The 18878-nt window shown below is 50.0% G+C and carries 13 protein-coding genes; 12 read left to right on the forward strand and 1 reads right to left on the reverse strand.

The window, feature by feature from the left end; all coding sequences use genetic code 11:
- The 10 genes from ACJJIE_RS18980 (at position 1) to ACJJIE_RS19025 (ending at position 14356) form a co-directional block, all read left to right on the forward strand.
- Entirely contained in the window at positions 1-816 is an 816-nt protein-coding gene (locus ACJJIE_RS18980; protein ID WP_444892659.1) for a LytR/AlgR family response regulator transcription factor, read from the forward strand.
- Positions 817-1048: 232 nt separating this feature from the next.
- Positions 1049-4144, forward strand: coding sequence for an efflux RND transporter permease subunit (locus ACJJIE_RS18985; protein ID WP_444892660.1), 3096 nt, complete (start codon positions 1049-1051; stop codon positions 4142-4144).
- Positions 4141-5259, forward strand: coding sequence for an efflux RND transporter periplasmic adaptor subunit (locus ACJJIE_RS18990; protein WP_444892661.1), 1119 nt, complete (start codon positions 4141-4143; stop codon positions 5257-5259). The genes ACJJIE_RS18985 and ACJJIE_RS18990 overlap by 4 nt, the downstream gene beginning before the upstream one ends.
- 238 nt (positions 5260-5497) lie before the next feature.
- Positions 5498-7597: a TonB-dependent siderophore receptor gene (locus ACJJIE_RS18995; RefSeq protein ID WP_444892662.1), complete on the forward strand. Its 2100-nt coding sequence runs from the start codon at positions 5498-5500 to the stop codon at positions 7595-7597.
- A 77-nt stretch (positions 7598-7674) separates the two neighbouring features.
- A complete protein-coding gene (locus tag ACJJIE_RS19000) occupies positions 7675-8931 on the forward strand; it encodes a PepSY-associated TM helix domain-containing protein (protein WP_444892663.1) in 1257 nt (418 codons plus the stop codon).
- 115 nt (positions 8932-9046) lie between these two features.
- A complete protein-coding gene (locus tag ACJJIE_RS19005; protein WP_444892664.1) occupies positions 9047-9631 on the forward strand; it encodes a DUF6515 family protein in 585 nt (194 codons plus the stop codon).
- A gap of 99 nt (positions 9632-9730) precedes the next feature.
- The gene (locus tag ACJJIE_RS19010) at positions 9731-11893 is read left to right on the forward strand and encodes a mechanosensitive ion channel family protein (RefSeq protein WP_444892665.1); all 2163 of its coding nucleotides are present in this window, start codon (positions 9731-9733) and stop codon (positions 11891-11893) included.
- 138 nt (positions 11894-12031) lie between these two features.
- Entirely contained in the window at positions 12032-13435 is a 1404-nt protein-coding gene (locus ACJJIE_RS19015) for a rhomboid family intramembrane serine protease (RefSeq protein WP_444892666.1), read from the forward strand.
- Between the two features lie 53 nt (positions 13436-13488).
- On the forward strand, positions 13489-13956 hold the full coding sequence (locus tag ACJJIE_RS19020; RefSeq protein ID WP_444892667.1) for a cupin domain-containing protein: 468 nt from the start codon (positions 13489-13491) through the stop codon (positions 13954-13956).
- Between the two features lie 34 nt (positions 13957-13990).
- Positions 13991-14356 (forward strand): thiol-disulfide oxidoreductase DCC family protein, encoded by a 366-nt coding sequence (locus tag ACJJIE_RS19025; protein ID WP_444892668.1) that lies wholly within the window; start codon positions 13991-13993, stop codon positions 14354-14356.
- Positions 14357-14413: 57 nt separating this feature from the next.
- On the opposite strand, the gene ACJJIE_RS19030 is transcribed toward ACJJIE_RS19025, so the two are convergent.
- A complete protein-coding gene (locus ACJJIE_RS19030) occupies positions 14414-15832 on the reverse strand; it encodes a hypothetical protein (protein WP_444892669.1) in 1419 nt (472 codons plus the stop codon).
- Between the two features lie 165 nt (positions 15833-15997).
- On the opposite strand from ACJJIE_RS19030, the gene pepB reads away from it, so the two are divergent.
- Together pepB and ACJJIE_RS19040 are read left to right on the forward strand one after the other, a co-directional pair.
- Positions 15998-17287, forward strand: coding sequence for an aminopeptidase PepB (pepB, locus tag ACJJIE_RS19035; RefSeq protein WP_444892670.1), 1290 nt, complete (start codon positions 15998-16000; stop codon positions 17285-17287).
- Between the two features lie 232 nt (positions 17288-17519).
- Positions 17520-18674, forward strand: coding sequence for a DUF3667 domain-containing protein (locus tag ACJJIE_RS19040; RefSeq protein WP_444892671.1), 1155 nt, complete (start codon positions 17520-17522; stop codon positions 18672-18674).
- Positions 18675-18878 lie beyond the last annotated feature (204 nt).

Below are 18878 nucleotides of genomic sequence, written 5' to 3' on the forward strand. Positions count from 1 at the left end.
ATGAGTGGAGTAGAGACCCTGAGGGCGATCGTTGTCGATGATGAACCCCTGGCTCGTCGCGGCTTGCGGCTGCGCCTGGAGCAGATGGCTAATATCGAGGTGGTTGCAGAGAGCGGCAATGGTCGCGATGCGTTAGACAAAATACTGGATCTGAAGCCCGATGTAGCATTTGTGGATATCCAGATGCCTGGCGTAAACGGTTTGCAACTGGTTCAGTTGATTCCGGTGGACTCTCTACCTCATGTAGTTTTTGTCACGGCCTACGACCAGTATGCGGTAGAGGCTTTTGAAATCAATGCGGTGGACTACGTATTAAAACCCATCGAAGAAGAGCGCTTGGAGTTGGCCCTTACCCGGGTCAGGGAACAGAGAGCCAACGCTGATATCGCTAACCAAAGAGAGCAACTACTCGAAGCTGTTGCCGACCTGACCAAGGAATCCCCGGAGGCTCTGGAGCAGAAGCTGGTTAGCGGGCAATTTGCCGGCAGTGCCTATCCGGACAAAATTGCAGTGAAAGATGCGGGCAAAATAACTTTAGTGCCCTCCAGTGAAATCGACTGGATCGATGCTGCCGGTGATTATATGTGTGTGCACGCTCGGGGTGAGACCCATGTGATGCGTATCACCATGAAAGAACTGGAGCAGCAGTTGGATCCGAAACTTTTCCAGCGCATACACCGTTCAACCATCGTCAATTTAAGTCGGGTAAGGGAAATACGTGCCCATATTAATGGCGAATACCATCTGGTGTTAGATAGCGGTGAATGTTTAAAAATGAGCCGCAGCTATAAAAATAAAGTCCAGCACTTCCTCTGATTCATAACTTTTATATGGCTCTCGGTTGAGGCAGCAAAGCAGCTGGGTTTTTCAGCTATAGCGCTGCCTCTAAATACATGGATTTTATTTTGTGAATTTGTATTTTCTTTCCGGCGAATAAACGGGCTCTTCATGGCCTGATCGAATTTTCCTGGCAACTAGTCGCAATTGCCTTGTAAGGAATTCATATTCCGCTAGCCTTCAGTCCCAATAAAAAACTGGGGCTGAAGTAATGGCATTAACACGCGCCGCTTTAAAAAATCCCGCTGCTGCGGGGGTCGCAGTGGTTATGGCTGTTCTGCTTGGAGCTTTCCTCGCCAGCCAGCTGCCGGTTCAACTTTTCCCCGATATCGACAATCCTCGTATCGCTATTCAGGCGGGCTGGAGAGCGGCCGCACCGAAAGAGGTGGAAGCGGAAATTGTCGAGCCGATCGAATCCGTATTACAGGGCCTTACCGGTCTGGAAATGATGCAAGTCAACGCGGGTCGCGGCGGCGCCTGGGCAAATCTGGAATTTGCCATGGGCACCGATATGAATAAGGTGCTAATTGACGTTATCAGCCGTATGAGCAGCCTGCCGCCACTGCCTAGGGATGCGGAACCACCGCGAGTAATGCTGGGTGGCTGGGGTGGCGATGCCACAGCACTGACCTATTTCTTTCTGCAAAAATTACCTGATAATCAGAATAACCTGGATGACTACGCTGGCCTGATTGAAGATGTACTGCGCCCGGAGTTGGAGTCGGTGCCCGGGGTTGCCAGTGTCCAGGCCCAGTCTGGGAGTGCGGCACAGGAAGAGTTACAGATTATTTTTGATCCCTGGAAAGCTGCTGAACTGGGAGTAGAGCTGCCTACAGTGAGTCGGCAGCTGGCGTCTGCCAGGGATGTCTCCGGCGGATTTACCGACGTTGGGCGGCGTCGCTATACACTGCGCTTTGTCGGCGAGTATGAACCCAAAGACTTATCCGAACTGGTGTTGGAGTGGCGCAATGGACAGCCGGTGCGCCTGGGCGATATTGCCGAGGTCAAGGTGGGGCCTTCAGAATCCCGCGGTGTCACCACGCAAAATGGCAATCCGGCAGTTTCTCTCCGTATTAACCGTACCAACAATGCCAATATGCTGGCTACTTTGGAGCGGGTTAAGCAAAAAGTCGCTGAGCTGAATGAAACTAAATTGAAAGCTGAGCAGCTTGTGCTGGTGCAATCATTTGATGCATCGGTATTTGTTTATCGGGCTTTAAACTTGCTCGGCGGTAATATGATTTTGGGTATCGTATTAGCTGTCGGAGTCCTCTGGTGGTTTATGCGACGCATGCGTGCGACCTTGATCGTTGCCGCAGCGATTCCAATTTCATTACTGTCGACCTTTGTGATGCTGTCGGCCGCAGGCCGCAGCGTGAATGTAATTTCTCTGGCGGGACTGGCCTTCGCTACCGGTATGGTGCTCGATGCTGCGATAGTAGTGTTGGAAAATATTGTGCGCCTGAGAGAAAAAGGTCGGGGGGCAGAGGAGGCTGCGGAGCAGGGTGCGGGCCAGGTGTGGGGTGCACTGTTGGCCAGTACTGCGACAACCGTTGCGATATTCCTGCCGGTATTTTTCCTTAACAGTGTCGAAGGGCAGGTCTTCGGTGACCTGGCCCTGACTATTGCTGTGGCTGTGGTATTTTCCCTGTTGGTTGCGGTGGCTGTGGTTCCCCTGGCTGCGCGTCTGTGGCTACCCTCTATCTCTACTGAAGACCGTCTCTCCCGAGTGTGGGAAAAAATAACAGCGCGGGTAATGGCTTTGACGAGTACCAGGACCCGCCGTTGGCAGGTGATCGGGGGGCTTTTATTAATGCCCATGGTTGCGACTTATTTATTCTTACCAAACCTGGATTATTTACCGCCGGTAAAAAGGGATGCGGTCGATGTGTGGATGAATTTCCCTGCATCCACTAATACCAAAACTTTAGAAACAGAAATCGTCAACGAGTTGGATAAGCGCATGGCACCCTACATGAGTGGTGAGCGCGAACCAGCCCTGAAGAACTACTACGTGATCACCTGGCCCAATGGCGGCACTATGGGAGTGCGGGTTAAGGATATGGATCAAGCCAAGGAGATGGAGAGAATCCTGCGGGAAGAAATCCTGGTGGATATTCCTGATTTCCAGGGATTCGCCGCCCGGGGTAATCTGTTTGGCCAATTCGGTGGTGACCGAAACATTGCTTTACATCTGCAATCCCGTGATGCCGAAGCATTGATGCGTGCGGCTGCCCTTGGGGTTGAGGTTGTTGAAGAGGTGATGCCGGGAACGCCGGTGCAGACCAACCCAGGCTTATCTTTATCAGAACCTGAATTGACAGTGCGCCCCAATGATCGCGCAATGCTGGAGCAGGGTTGGAATCGCCAGGATATGGGCGGACTGGTTCGAACGCTAGGCAATGGTCTTTATGTCGGCGAGTATTTTGACGGTGAAAAGCGCCTGGATATTATTTTTAAAGCGCAGCCCTGGAGTACTCCCGAACAACTGCAAAATACGCCTTTGGTAACGCCCCGTGGAGAAGTGGTGCCACTCAGTCAGCTGGCCAGTGTGGAGCGGACTGTGGGGCCGGGCAGTTTGCGCCGGGTCGATGGCCGGCGCACTATTACACTGAATATAGTACCGCCGGAAGATGTGTCCCTCGAAGAGGTGCGCGCACAGCTGGAAACGGATGTATTGCCGAAGATTCGCGAAGCTCTGCCCGCTGACGGGAGTATTTTGGTGGGAGGGAATGCCAGTGACCTGGATAAGGCGTTGGCTTCGCTTTCCAAGAATTTCCTGTTAGCGCTGCTAATTTTATTCCTGCTGATGAGTGCACTGTTCCGCTCCTTGCGGGACGCCTCTCTGGTATTGCTCACCGTGCCCCTGGCGACAGTGGGCGGCGTGTTGGCGCTACAAATTTTAAACCTGATCAATTTCCAACCACTGGATCTGCTCACCATGATTGGCTTTGTGATACTGCTAGGCCTGGTGGTGAATAATGCTATTTTGCTGGTACACCAGACGCGAGCGGCAGAAATGGCGGGTAGCACTCGGGTCGACGCTGTAGAGCAGGCCTTGCGCCTGCGCTTGCGCCCTATTTTTATGAGTACCCTGACCAGTGTATTTGGCATGTTGCCACTGTTGGTTGCTCCCGGTGAGGGCAGTGTTATCTACCGCGGCCTGGCCGCAGTGATTGTGGGCGGCATGGCAGTGAGCACGCTCTTTACCCTGGTTTTATTGCCGGCATTACTGCAAACCGGCAGCCTGCCACTACCCAAATTTACGGCTATGCGCGAAAGGTTTGCCCTGAGGAGTTCACAATGAAGAAATTGCTCGCAGGAATCGTTTTATCTCTGGGTGCCAATGGCGTATGGGCGCAGGGCGACCCTATTGCGGTATTGGTGGATCGGGCCCAAGTTCGGGAAATTGCTCCGAGCCAGTGGTCTGCAGGTGAGGTGGTGAGCCGACGGGATATCCTAGTTTCTTCTGAACTGGATGGTGTGTTGGAATTTGTCGCTGAACCCGGCAGCTTTATTAAAAAGGGTGAGCGCCTGGCCGAGTTGGACAGTACTCATTGGCGATTACAGCTGCGCAACAGTGACAGTCGTATCGCACAATTGCGTGCGCGGTTGACTTATATGGATGCTCAGTTAAATCGACTGAGTAAGTTGGCGGAAACCAATAGTACCTCCCGAGCCGCATTGGAAGAGCAGCAGGCTGAGCGTGAGGCAATGGCTCAGGACCTGATTGCGGCTCAAATTGAGCGCGACCGACGGGCCTATGAATTATCTAAAACAGCCATTGACGCGCCCTTTGACACTCTAGTGGTGAGCCGCGAATTACAGGCGGGAGAATATGTGCGCACCGGTTCGGAATTACTGCGAGCCCTGGATATGTCACAGATGGAAGTGGAGGCGGATATTCCCCTGACGGCCCTGCCGCTGATTCGCATCGGTGACACAGTGGCGCTGCGCAGTGATTCTGTCTCTCTGCCGGGAGAGGCTCGGGTGGATGATCAATTATTTAGCGGACGGGTACGTCAATTTGTGCCTGTGGCCAGCGATCGCTCCCGGCGAGTTAAGCTGATGGTAACTTTGCCACAGAGTGCGCCGGAGCAGTGGGACTGGATTGTCGGTATGCCGGTACAGGTCTCTGTGCCCATTGCGCAGGCGCAGGCCACCATGTCTGTGCCAAGGGATGCCTTGGTTTTAAGAAATGGCGATACCTTCGTATATCGAGTGGGCGAGGAGGATAAGGCTGAGCGATTATCTGTGCGTATCGGCAGTGGCGATGGTGAATGGGTGTCGGTAAGCGGTGATCTCACCAAGGGCGATCGTGTGATAGTGCGTGGTGCTGAGCGCTTGCAGCCTGGACAGGAAGTTAAAGTGCTGTCGGAAGTGGTACGAGATAAAGAGCCATTACAGGCGGGCAGTGGCTAATTCCTGATTTTTCCTGAAGGCCTTCTGATCAAATACAGGGTGACCCGCTGCTAGTGATCGCCCTGGCCCTCCTAATCTTTCACCAAGCAATGATGTTCCCTCCCCATCCAAACTATTTGTGGGTACATCGACTAAATAATAATCATTCGCATTGACTGGCGTATATTTCTTCAAATATCATCCGCTCCGTTTATGGTGCCCCTGCACCGTTCACTGATTTGGAATGAGGTTTTAGCCGATGAAAATTAACGGCTTAATGAAGAAAAAAGCGCTGTCAGCCTGGATTGCTGCTGCCGTGCTCGCCCCGCTGGGAAGTTCTGCTTGGTCTGCTGAAAGCGAAACTGCTGAAACCATGGAAGAAGTCAGTGTCTACGGAGAGCAGGAGGAGACCAGTACTGCCTCTCGCCTAAGCCTATCTGTTTACGATACTCCGCAAACGGTAACAACTGTATCCCAAGCTCAAATCCAGGACTTTGCCCTACAGGATATTAATGAGCTGCTGAAATATACCCCAGGGGTAACCGTAGAGAACGTAGAGACGGATCGTACTTATTACACAGCTCGCGGCTTTGATATTGTGAACTTCCAGTACGATGGAATCGGTGTTCCCTTTTCCTCTGGTTTATCCCATGGGCATCAAGACACCGCGACATTCGACCAGGTTGAAGTGGTGAAGGGCGCAGCAGCTCTGACCACAGGTCTGGCTAACCCCTCAGCGACGGTTAACTTTATCCGTAAGCGTCCGACAGAAGAGTTCAAGGCGGGTGTAGATCTGGTTGCCGGTGAAGAGGGACGTTTGCGCACCCAGGGAGATATCTCAGGTTCTATCAGCGATAACGTCCGAGGACGGTTGGTGGTTGCAGAGGATCAGGCTGACTCTTATCTTGACCGCTACGAAACTGACGGCAGTGTCTACTACGGTATTGTGGAAGCAGATTTGACTGATTTCACCACCCTGACCTTAGGCCACAGCCAAAATCGCAGTGAAGCCGATGGCAGTATGTCAGGTGCCCTGCCACTTTTCTATACCAATGGCAGCGCTACCGATTACGATATTTCCACAAGCACGGCACCGGACTGGGCTTTCCGCAATGTAGACAGAGCCCAGACTTTTGTTGAACTGAAGCAGGATCTTTCCGCAAACTGGTCCGTCACTGCATTACTGACCCAGAATGAAATCGATATGGATGTCGAGGAGATGTATGTCTACGGTACTCCAGACAGAGAGACTGAACTGGGTTTATATGGATATGCATTTGGCTACAAGTTGGATGAAAAGCAGAAGATTGCGGATGTATTCCTGTCAGGAACCTACAATTTGTTCGGCCGCGATCACGAATTGGTGGTGGGTGCCAACTATGCAGATATCGAACTAACCGGCCAATCTTTCTACAGCTACTTCGACGGCTATCCGGTTCTTGGCAGTGACTGGGCTAATGGCACAACGGCGCGGCCTGACTTTGTCGATACCGACGCTTATTACACTGGCCACTACGACGATCAAGAGCACAAGTCTTTATACTTTGCTACTCGCCTGAACGTTACTGATAGCCTGTCCCTGTTAGCCGGTGCGCGCAAAATGGAAGTGGAACAATCCGGCTATAGTTATGGCGTTGATGCTGACACTTCGGCGGATGAAACTGTTCCTTATGTGGGGGCCACTTTTGACCTGAACGATAGTTTCTCCCTCTATGGTAGCTTTACCGAAGTCTTTACTCCGCAGTCTTGGGTTAGCCCTGAATTTACACCGCTAGGTGTCGCAGAGGGGGATAGTTCCGAAGTCGGGGTTAAATATTCCCTTGCAGGCGGACAGGCAACAGGCAGCTTTGGACTGTTCGAATCCAACCTGAATAATCTTGGCGAGTATGCTGGGACTGTTGATGGTGTAAATACCTATAATGGGCTCGATTATTCCACTAAAGGTGCTGAGCTGGAATTAATCGGTGCTATTACTGAGAACTTCAATATCAGCTTTGGTTTCACTCATTTAAGTGAAGTGGTGGGTGATGACGGTGAGGATGTCCGCACTTATATTCCGCGCAACACCCTGAAGGTGGCCGTGGCTTACGATTTACCTCAAGTTCAAGGCTTGAAGTTCGGCGGCGGTATCAATTGGCAGGATGATATTTACATTGAGCCTGTCGAGGGTGTTCGTGTAGAGCAGGATAGCTATGCGTTGCTTAGCGCCTTTGCCAAGTACGATATTTCTAATGCTTTAACGGTTGGCCTCAATATTGATAACCTGACCAACGAGAAATATATCAACAGCCTCTATTGGACCCAGGGCTATTATGGCGCTCCGCGTCAGGCACAGTTGAGTGTGAGCTGGCGCTACTAAGGCGCCTAGTTAACTCCGTTGCAGTTTAACCCGGTACTTGTGCCGGGTTTTCTGTTTTTTAGTTTTAGGTAAATGTTATGCGTCAAACCCTGGTTCTTTTACATCGTTACCTGGGGCTTGCTACTGCGGTCTTCCTGATAGTCACCGGGCTAACCGGCGCTATTATCTCCTGGGATCACGAACTGGATGAGTGGCTCAATCCCCACTTATATAAAACTACTTCCAGCGGCGAACCCTTAGCCTCTATCGAGTTGGCAGAACGGCTTGAAGAGTCCTTGCCGCAAGTCCAAATATCCTATTTTGAATTGGTACAGGAGCCTGGGCATACCCAGTATTTCTGGGTAGAGCCTCGAATTGACCCGGCTACCGGTAAATTCTTTGCGGTGGATTACAACCAGGTATTTGTGGATCCGGCCAGTGGAGAAATTGTTGGTAAGCGCGAGTGGGGACGTGTCTGGCCGATAACAACTGAAACCCTAATGTCGTTTTTGTACAAGCTGCATTACAGTTTTCATATCCCTGAATTTTGGGGCACTGATCACTGGGGGATTTGGCTGCTGGGTGTTATTGCACTGGTATGGACAATTGATTGCTTTGTGGGGTTAGCGGTGACTTTCCCTCGCCGCAAGAAATCCACCCGCAAGCCATCTCGGACTTGGTGGCAGCGCTGGAAGTCCGCATGGATGATTAAGGCCGGCGCTGGGCGTGCCAGGCTCACATTTGATTTACATCGTGCGTTCAGTCTGTGGACCTGGGCGCTGCTGCTGACAATTGCATTTACGGCCTTTTCGCTGAATCTCTATCGAGAAGTGTTTTTTCCTCTGATGTCGCTGGTATCAGATGTGACTCCGTCGCCCTTGGAAGAGCGCACACCTAACGATCACAGCAATCCAATTACCCCGTCGTTGTCTTTTCGGGATATAGCCGCGATTGGAGAGAACCAAGCTGCGCAGATTGGCTGGCAGCAACCGCTGAATTCCCTGTGGTATGCCCGGGAGTGGGGGATATATCGGGCTGAATTTTTTGATGCCAGTGCAGGGCATGGTGCCGGGGGTGTTGGTCACAAGGCTCTATTTTTTGATGGCCACAGCGGCGAATATCTCGGAGACTTTATCCCCTGGGAAGGGACGGCAGCAGACTTATTTGTACAGGCGCAATTTCCAGTGCATTCCGGTAGGATCCTCGGTCTCCCTGGTCGCATACTTATTTCAATTATGGGGGTGGTGATTGCGATGTTGAGTGTGACTGGAGTTTTAATCTGGTTACGTAAACGTCGTGTGGCAGTCAGTAGTCGGGTGGATAGCAGGTCTCCCTTGCCGAGTACAGCTGTATAACTCTATTGGTTAGACCAGTGGTAATTGGAGCAATTAATGGCGCTCTAGTTACCGCTTGGGATAGCCTTGGGGATGACTTGTTCGCACCATACCCTTAGCGGATTGCAATTTGCTGATGACATTAGCCATGCGATCCCTGCTTACCCTATTTCTTGTATTCTTCTGTTCTGTTTCGGAGTCTCAGGTTCGATCGGACCACCTGCCTCCCGGAGCTGAGCCTATCGAAGTGAATAACCAGACAGTTTTTTATAAAAATGGTTATTTCTACCGCAAAGGCCCCGACGCCTATACCCGGATTGAGCCGCCTCTGGGAGCTCGGGTCTCCCGAGTACCTTTTGGAACCCCCATTAACTTGGGTAACAAGCATTATATGCTTGCGGGTAATGGTACCTTTTTCTTATTAGACCCCAGGGACAATCAATATGTGGTGGTCACGCCCCCTCCCAATTGGCAGCATGTTAATCGCAATCCCCTAGCTCCGAAAAAGAAAATATACCCCCGAGCGTATCCGCCCCGCCATTTGCGGCACCGCTCAGAGGGTAAACGAGTCGATCGTAAGGATTGGGATATTTACTGTGAAGCCCGGGCGGCAAATTTGCTGCGCCGTACGGGTGAGCCTGGTAAAACAACCAGGCAGGCTATGCGTGAATATCGCAAGGTATACAGAAAATGTTTGCGTCAAAGTCGGCGCTTCAGGTAAATGCATGGGGCAGGGAAGTCCCTGGGCTACACTGAACAATATGGCCCAGTAGGCGCCTATTTTATTAGTGCCGGATTTTTTCACGGATAGAAGTATTTTATGCCGGGTGCCAGCCTTTTCATCCCTCGTTGTAGTGCCGGCAAAGAATTTTCTTTTCCTCACCTCGCCCTTTCATTTCTCCTTTTCTTTAGTGTCGTCTGTGTCTCTGTTTCCAGTGTCGCCCAGCTTCCCGGTAGTAAACCCAAGGAGTTTAAGCCGGAGGTTCCAGATTTTGCTGACCCCTCTGCAGATTGGTGGACTGGATGGACCAGTGCTTCTCCCGAAGAGCGACGAGAATGGCTTAGCTTGGTCACAAAGAGCTGGGAGGAGTGGGAAAAGGATTTGCCGGAGGATGAGGCCTTACAGGAAGGCGCAGAAAAGATTAGCCAAAGTTTACAAGGGATCGCAATTACCTGGAAAAAACGAGAGGAGTACCTGAAAGTCCCTTTAATGCCGGATGTGGATTTTCCAGAAAGCCCAACGGTATTGAACTGGGCCAAGGCTGATTCTGCCATCAGCCGTGGCCGACGTAGGTTGAAAGGCGTAGAACTGGAGGCTCGCCAACTTAAATCAACCCAGTCCCAGTCTCTATCTTTACTGCGTAAACAAGTGATTGTACTGCGCGATTCCAGTGGACGAGAGGAGGATGAGGCGGCGCAGGCTCTACTTTTAGCTCAAATAAATCACCTGAATATTATTGAGCAGTTGAGTACCGTTAATACTTTCCTGGGAACCTGGCGGGAAAAGATTAACAGCGCAGAAATTAAATTGCGGAGACTTCTGGATACCCTCGTCTACTCCAGTAAAGATGCAGAGGAAATAGATAAGGATATTGCCGCGAACGAAAAGAAAATCGAACGTATTTCTGCGACCCGCACCAGTATTCAAAGCACTACAGAACCCTCCACTGACCCCACCATCAATATGCAGAAAGACCTCACCCTGATGCAGCTTGAAGTGGACTTGTTGGAGGAGCAGCTGGAAAAACGCAAAAGTGAGTTGCTGCAATCCATCAATGAGGTCCTGAATGAAGAGGGCGAAGAGCGCCCCCTGATTATCAGTCGGGATTTATTGGAAAACGCCAACTCTGTGATTGAAAGTGCGTCACGGGAGTTGGCGGTGCGCCAGCGCCAGGTGGTGGCCTGGCGCGAAGATGAAGAGAATGAAGACCTGAGTCGCTGGTGGTCTTACTTTGAGCGTATTGGCAGTGGCTTGGCCCGCGCCAATGACTTCGAACAGGATATTCAGCGCTATGAAAAGGCCCAGCTGGAGGTTTATAAGGAGCGCCAGGGGTGGTGGGCAACAGTGCGCGAACGAGTCGCACTGGGAGCAAGACAAGCTTATAACCGCTGGCGTAAGTTGGCGGATTATCAGCTATTTACCGTTGCTCAGAACCCGATAACCCTGCGGTTGATCGCCAAGATGATTGTGGTCTTGGTGGGGGCCTGGCTATTGTCTGGACTCACCCAGGCCTTCCTGCGCCGGCTTGTGCGCAGGGAGCATGCCAGTGAATCCTCCATGTACAATCTTGGGCGGGTGTTGCACTACATCTTTATTTCCGCGGCCCTGATTGTGGTGCTCAGCATGTTGGGCCTGGATACCTCCAAGTTGGCCCTGGTCGCTGGAGCCCTGTCGGTAGGTATTGGCTTTGGGCTCCAGGCGATCTTCTCGAATTTTATCTCCGGTTTGATTTTGCTGTTTGAGCGCCCTCTCAAAGTGGGTGATCTGGTGGAGCTGGAGTCGGGCGTTTTTGGCCGCATCCGCGATATCAGCGTGCGCTCAACCCGTATTACCACGCGGGACAATGTGGATATCTTGGTGCCCAACACTGAGTTTGTTGCGGGCCGGGTTATTAACCATACACTGGATGATCCTGTGCGCCGTATTCATGTACCCTTTGGTGTGTCTTATGCCTCGGACCCAGATTTGGTGCGGGAAGCTGCCCTGGAAGCTGCCGCTCGAGTCAATATCACCCATACAGACTGGAAGCGAAAAACCGAGGTGTGGCTGATGGGGTTCGGAGATAATGCCCTCGACTTCAAGTTGGTGGTGTGGGTCAACAGCAATATGGTGACTTCCCTGGGAGACTCCTATGCCCTGTACAACTTGGAGTTGTTGCGGGAATTTCGCGATAAGGGTATAGAGGTACCTTTCCCTCAGAGAGATCTGCATCTGCGCAGTTGGGATGTTCCGGCGATCATTGGCCGTACCGCCAGGAAGTAAGTGAGGTCCGGCTGGCATGACACCTCCGGGATTTCATAGTATTTTCAGCCCACTGGCCTTTGTGTCGGTGCAAGTTCATTTACCGGTGTTACTGCGTTTTCTCACAGGGCGCTGATGAAATCACAATAAGGGAAGCCCGTGCTGATCATCCCCATCCAAAACAAACCCGACTGGCGCCGGCCGCCATTAATGTGTTTTGCGTTGATTGCCCTTAACTTGCTGATGTTTGTTTTCTATCAAGGGGGGGATGAAGCTCGCTGGCAGGAAGCTGAAGATTACTATTTTGAGAGTGACTTACCGGACCTCGAAGAGCAACGATTTCTTGTGTATGTCAATGAAATGCACCCAGAGTGGAGAGCGCAGATGGGTGTGGAAGGGGAAGAGTTTTTTTACCGGGAATCCCTCGGTAACCCTGAATTCCACCATTGGCTGTTGCCGAAGCTCGAAGCAGAGGGTGAGACCGAGTGGTTACGACAGAGGCAGGAGTTTGCCCAACTGCGGGATAGGGTCAGTAGCAACGCACTGGGGCTGATACCGGCAGACCCGAGTATTGCTGGGGCCTTTGGCCATATGTTTCTACACGGAAGCTGGGATCACCTTATCGGCAATATGGTGTTTCTGCTGTTGTTTGGCTTGTCTGTTGAGTTGGCCCTGGGAGGGTTGTGGTTTATAGGGCTCTACCTGGTGGGAGGATTGGCGGCAGCAGGTCTGCATGTGCTGGTGGAATCCGGCAGCCATGTACCGATGGTGGGTGCCTCCGGTGCGGTCTCGGCAATTATGGGCATGTTCGTCGCGGTTTACGGTGTGCGCCGGCTACGTTTCTTTTACACCATTGGTTTTATGTTTGGCGAATTCAGTGCACCGGCGCTGCTGGTGTTACCGCTGTGGTTGGGTAAAGAGATTTTCGGTTATTTGTATGGAGATGCCAGCATTGCCTACTGGGCCCATACTGGTGGTTTACTTGCGGGTTTTGCCCTGACTTTGGCGGTGTTGTATTGGCGCCCGATGGTGGAACCTATGCCGGAGGAAGGGGAGGCCCCGTCCCCCCAAAGGGTAGCCTTGTCGCGGATTGATCGTTTTTTGGAAGAGGGAAAAATTCTGGAAGCCACTGAAGCGGCAGCCTCAGCGGTGCGGCAATATCCACAGGCTTTAACACTGATTGAGCGCTATATAGAACTGACCTCAGCTGCGCCAGAGAGTGAAGGTTACCACCGGGCCAATCTCGCTTTATTTGCCCAGGCAGGAAACCTGGAGATCGATGGCCATACCCTGGCAAGTGGCTATCGCCGCTACTTGGCAGCAACAAAAAGTCCAAAGGCGCTCACCGGAAAGGCAAACTTATTGATGGCACGGCGTGCAGCGGAGGAAAAGGACTGGCCGTGGCTAGAGGAATTACTGCGCCACTTGAAACAGCAGCGAGTGAATCACCCCTTGATTCCCAAGCTGGGAATGGTTCTGGTCAATTACTATCGTCGCCTGGGTGAGGAAGGCCGCGCGCGCGAGGTGAAAGAGATGACCCAAGATATGGCTGCCTCAGGTTGAAGAACATAATTCGGTATGTCTTATAAATAATTAAGTAATGTATTGGGGGCAGAGTGAGTCGCTATATTTTGACTGGGACCGAAATTGCAGGGATGGAAGGGGAGCGCAAGGTACATTTCCTCAATGCCAATGCGGTGCGTAAAAACAAGTCCCTGGGTGATCTTACCGGCATATCCGGCTTTGGTTTCCATATGATTGAAATCGAGCCAGGTTATGAATCCACAGAATTCCATTGTCACTATTTTGAAGACGAATGTGTTTATATCCTGGAGGGTAGGGCCGAGGTGCGTATTGATGACGATCACCACCAGGTTTCTGCAGGGGATTTTATTGGCTACCCCGCTGGCGGCCCAGCTCATGTGATGCGCAATGTGGGAGAAGTGACCTTGCGTTGCATAGTTGTAGGCCAGCGACTGCAACATGATGTTGCCGACTACCCAGAAAAAAATCAGCGGATCTACCGAAATAGTGGTTTACCTTGGGAGTTGGTGAACCGCGATGATATTGACCACCCTAAGTAGTTTTCGCCGGTAGAAAAGAATGGATTTTTAGCTTATGCCTGAAAAGATTCGGGTTTTTTATAATTCTGCTTGTCCAGTCTGTAACGCAGGAATTTCAGCACAAAAGAAAAAGTCCGTCACCTGCCAAGTGGATTGGGAGGATGTTCATATTGATGAAGATAAAGCCAAGGAACTGAATACAGATTTAGAGTTCGTCCGTGAGCGGCTGCATGTATTGGATGCGGATGGAAATCTGAAAGTGGGCTACGAGGCTTTTATTACGATTTGGGAGAATTCTCCCAAGGAGCAATGGAAGGCTAGGGTGTCGAAGCTAGCCGGCCTTAGGTGGTTTTTGAATAAAGGTTACAACGTTTTTGCGCGAGGTTTGTATCTATGGAATCGGGCGCTAAAGCATTGGTAGCGAATGTCGGGCTAGGTTTAGGGTAGCCACCATAGATGGCTACCCATATTTTGCTATTTAGTGAATTTCGGCAGTGCTGTTAAGTACTTTCCACAGGGTATCGATTTCAGAACGCAAAGTACTCTCTGGAAATTTCTGTCGGACAAAGTGCAGTAGTTTTTTTGCTAAGTCTTCTCTACCCAATCCATCCATATACACTTGTGCCAATAACAGATAGGCAGCATCGAGTTGTGGATAGGCCTCTTTATGTAAATTATTGAGCAGCTGTGCTGCCAATTGGTACTTATGCTGTTGGTATAGCACCTTGGCTAGTGCATGGCGTATCTCGGGCTTAGCCACAGGCGGGCTGGGCTCTGTGGCCATATACAGTTCAGCTGCCTTATGTGGGCGATTTATCTGTACAAATTTTTCTAACAGATGTGGCCCCAGCTCCTGAAGGGCTTTTTTATCATCAGTAGCAAGTAAAAGGCGGTAGTAGCGCTCATTAAGAGTTTCGTCGTTAGGGAAGCGGCGCAACCCTTCAACCAAAGCCTGGCGAGCGCCCTTGAAGTCCCCTTCGCGTAAAAATATTTGCGCTTCAGCCCGAGCGCGCTTACACAGGAATTCATTTTCTTCTAAGTAATTTTCATCATCTTCTTGTATTGAAGCTATTCCCAGTTTTTGCTGTCGAGTTAAGCAGATATATCCCATCACAGCACTTGAGACGATGGAAAAGTAAGAGACAATGGCTGCCGTGGTCGGGAAAATTGCCCAAGCCGGCAGTTTATCGCTGACCACGGCCATTAGTATATTGGGTGCGAAAGAAATGATATTGGTAATAATTAACAGCAACCAATAGGGCCAGCCAATGATTAGGGTAAATTCCAATAATTTGAGAGGGTTGATTGCGGATCTCAAACTATGGGTAAGCGCTAAGGCAATCATTGCAGCCGGCGCTAAAAATGACAGGGCGGCTGCATAAATCATTATGACATTGAGGCTTCCAGTAAATTGTACAAGCTTGTAGCCAACGAAACCGGCGATCAATGTCATTCCAATGACTTTCAGAAATAACATTGCACCATTGCCATCAAGTGCATCTGCCAGTGGAGGGGCTTCCAGTTGGCCTCCTGCGAGTCTTTCGATGACCAAGAGATTGTAGCGGGATACAACAGCTACAATGGCTACCAAAGCGACAAGAGCCAGAAGACCCATTGACGTTATTGCCATACTGCCCGCTGCTGCAACAGCCATGATTGTTAGAGGGCCAGGCTTAAAAGCATAGAGAAAGTAAAATAGCCCCATTTGCCAAAAAGGCTTGGCGTTGTTACTGGCTCCAATATATTCCAGGCTATCGCGGCAGAGCGGGCATTCGGGACCCTGCCCATGGTAATTGGTACTCGAACCCGGAATACACTCGCCACAGAACTGACGGTTGCAGGGCTGGCACTGCCAGGATGCAGTCTTGCTAGTGTGATAGTGGCAGGAATCAGCCATTTATTCTTCCCTAACGAATTTCTCTACTTAATAGTTATTTTGTCTTGGTTCACAGTTTATCTGTCGACTCGGTGGCGGTGCAATCATCAAGTATTTTTGATGTCCTGTTAGAATGCAGGAGAAATACCGATAAAATTGGTACACAAGTTTCAAAATAGGTGTTGTATGACAAAGGCTATGCATATTCATTTGGTTGAGGGCTTTGCGCCGGAACCCTGGGGAGAATCAGCACTGCTGAGCTTTGATGGTAGCGCTGCCAATATTCATATTAGCGCTGCGAAAGGCGCTGTGTTGGTTGCAGCGCAGCGAGCTGCCCGAAAGCTCGATGGTATGGGGGTCAACGATGTTGTCCTCAAAGGAGAAAGCTGGAGCATTGAAAGCCGCTGGGCATTTTGGGCAGGTTTTTTTAACCCGCGTAAATCCAACAAAATTGACTGGGGGACTGATGACAGCGCCGAGTTAAAAGAACTCGCCGCCCGTGAAAATGCCAGTCGCTGGGTTCGTGAAATTACTAATGGTACTCCTGATGATGTGTCTCCGCGTGTATTGGCGGAGAGCGCTGCAGAAATGCTGCAAAAGCTGGCTCCCAGTGCGGTAACTTACCGTATAGTTGCCGGGGATGACCTGCTGCGTGAAGGGTTTGTCGGTATCCATAACGTTGGGCGTGGTAGTGTACGTGAGCCGGTGATGTTACAAGTGGACTTCAACCCGACGGGTGATGACCAGGCGCCGGTTGATATGTGTTTGGTGGGTAAAGGAATTACTTTTGACTCCGGCGGCTACAGCATTAAGCCGTCCAACAACATGGCCACAATGAAATCCGATATGGGTGGCGCGGCCATGGTAACTGGAGGCTTGGCTCTTGCAATAGCCAGAGGTCTCAACAAGCGGGTCAAACTCTATCTCTGCTGCGCAGAAAATCTGATCTCCGGTCATGCCTTTAAATTGGGCGATATTATTAAATATAAAAACGGAGTGAGTGTAGAAATACTGAATACCGATGCTGAAGGGCGCCTGGTGCTGGCCGATGGTTTAATTGCAGCTTCGGAAGAAGATCCTCGCTGGTTATTGGATGCCGCTACTCTGACCGGTGCAGCAAAGATGGCTGTAGGTCGGGATTTCAACTCTGTCTTTAGTTTTGAAGATGAAGCAGCCCAAAAGGTATTGTCTGCAGCTTCTGAGGAAAATGAAAAGGCGTGGAGACTGCCTTTAGAGCCTTTCCACCTTGAGCAAACCCCGTCCAACTTTGCCGATATCGCCAATGTTGGTATTGAGGGAAGTCCTGGTGCATCTACGGCAGCCTCCTTCCTGGCTCGCTTTGTACGGGATGAAGGTCGCAATTGGGTGCATATGGACCTTTCAGGCTCTTACCAGCCCAGTGGCAATGATCAGTGGGCGCCAGGTGCTAAAGGGCACGGCCTGCGTACAATTGCACGCTTCCTTTTGGATAATTAGCAACCGGCAATTTATGCCAAATTCCCTTCGAAACGCGCCTAATAGTCGGCGCGTTTCTTTTACCTCTCTCTTAATACCTATAAGTCATTAAAAAAATTGTACTCCAGCTGATATTCGGGATATTAGTAGAGTTCTGCTAATTGAGGTATTTCAGTTCTGGTTCGTTAGCAGATACTTGGGCCTGGAAGCTTTTGCCAGGTGAATAAGATAATCAGTGATTCGGTGAGCGGTAATGAGCACTGCAACCTCTACAAATAATTCGGATTATAATCCAAACCATTGTGCCAATTGTCATGCAGAGCTATTGGGGCCCCATTGCTATGCCTGTGGTCAACCGGTTAAAGGCATGGTTCGTCATTTCTCCTCAGTAATTGGAGACTTTTTTGATACCCTGCTTGCTTTTGATTCCCGCACATGGAAAACAATACCCTCTCTGTTTTTTAGACCTGGATTTTTAACCGCTGAGTATTTCTCCGGTCGACGGGTGCGTTATGTCAGCCCTGTGCGCTTGTTTATCTTTCTATGTCTCACCAGCTTCTTTGTAACCCAGATAAATAGTGATTGGGCTATTAATTTCGGAAATGTAAAGGCTGAGTCAGTAGATGTTGAAAAAGCGAGCCAAGGTTATAACGATGCTATTGAAAATATTCGAGAAGGCAAAAAAAAGCACGCTGATAATAGTTATGCTATCGCTATCTTGGAAGATGTTGAAAAAGATCTCATTAGCGGTCATACGAACCTTACCGGTGAATTGCATGAGCTCAATGAAAGCTTAAGCGAGATTGATGGAGGTCAAAATGGATCCGAGAATTTTTCTAAAGAGGAACTGGCCTTAGGATTGAATGAGACTATTAGTGAGCTAGATAGAGAATTCTTGCAAATTGGGTGGCTTCCTAATCCAGTAGAAGATTGGATTAATCGCAAAGTAGAGAGTGCCCATAAAAATGTAGAAAGGGTGACCGATGATCCAAATCGTTTCAAAAAAGCATTCTTGGGAGCTCTTCCGTCAACTCTTATAGTCATACTGCCAATATTTGCCATGATGCTGTGGATGCTTTACGTCTTTAAACGCAGACTTTATATGGAACACCTGATTGTAGCGTTACACAGCCAGGCTTTTATCTGCCTGAGTATTCTGATTGGCAACCTGTTTTATAGTATTAGTAGTCAACTGGAAGGATACGCATTTATATCCTCATCTCTTAACAGCTTGATGGCACTATTAGTTCTTTGGGTTCCTATATATCTTCTTTGGATGCAAAAGCGTGTATATCAGCAGGGTTGGATCATGACCCTGTTTAAGTATTCTTTTTTGGGTTTAGCCTATCTAGTTTTATTATCTGTTGGTGCGGCTCTTACTGTATTTTGGAGTTTGGCAGAGTTATAAGGATATATCCTAATAGGATTCCAACCATTAAACGCATAAGCGTTTAATGGTTGGTGTTGGTGAAACTGTGCTGTTTAGATGTTAAGTTATTCAAGCTAAAGAGTTCGCTCGCAGCACTGTCTATATTCAGAATATTGTATTGCAAATTTTTATATTCGTAATTCAGTTCAGAAAATTGGACTTTCGGATTACTTGTGGTAAGTA

The organism is Microbulbifer maximicatervae (SeqCode) (genome assembly GCF_052467325.1).